The organism is Shewanella sp. 4t3-1-2LB (assembly GCF_017368415.1).
GTDB classification, from domain to species: Bacteria; Pseudomonadota; Gammaproteobacteria; order Enterobacterales; family Shewanellaceae; genus Shewanella; species Shewanella fodinae.
Map to the genome: position 1 here is coordinate 1 of NZ_JAFNJD010000128.1, position 595 is coordinate 595.

General features: G+C 31.6%; 1 protein-coding gene. It reads right to left on the bottom strand.

The window, feature by feature from the left end; all coding sequences use genetic code 11:
* The coding region (locus tag J3L11_RS18920) for a glycosyltransferase family 2 protein (protein ID WP_207572000.1) at positions 1-595 on the bottom strand (595 nt) is incomplete at both ends.

Consider the following 595-nt stretch of genomic DNA (forward strand, 5'->3'; position numbering starts at 1 on the left):
ATTCTATAATATGAATCAAAACTACTTTCATACAAATAAGCATCCCCAAATCTATTAGTTAGAGTTAACCAACAGGCATAATCCTCTTTCGGTATGTATGGAAATGAAAATGAGCCTGTAAATTTCCTATCAATAACAACAGTTAAACAACCTATCGGACAACTTCTTAAAAGTTTCTCATATGCCACCATTTTCGGTGGTATAAAGTGTCCCTTAGTAACCTTGACATCATCCGAAAAAGTTTTATATGCCCCATATGTGAAATATATATTGTTTTCATTCATATATTTTAGTTGTTTATAAAGCTTATCCTCAGACCACACATCATCACTGTCCAGAAAAGCAACGTAACGACCATTTGAGTTATCTAACGCAAAATTTCTAGCTCCTGCAGCGCCTTTCTGATATAGATTTTTTAAATATATAATCCTATTATCATCAACGGAACATACAATATTTTTTGTAGAGTCAGTAGAGTTATCGTCACATATAATTAACTCAAAGTTTTTATAACTTTGTCTTAAAACACTATTAATGCTCTCTAAGATTGTCATTTCGGCATTAAAAGCTGGCATAATGACGGAAACTAAATTAT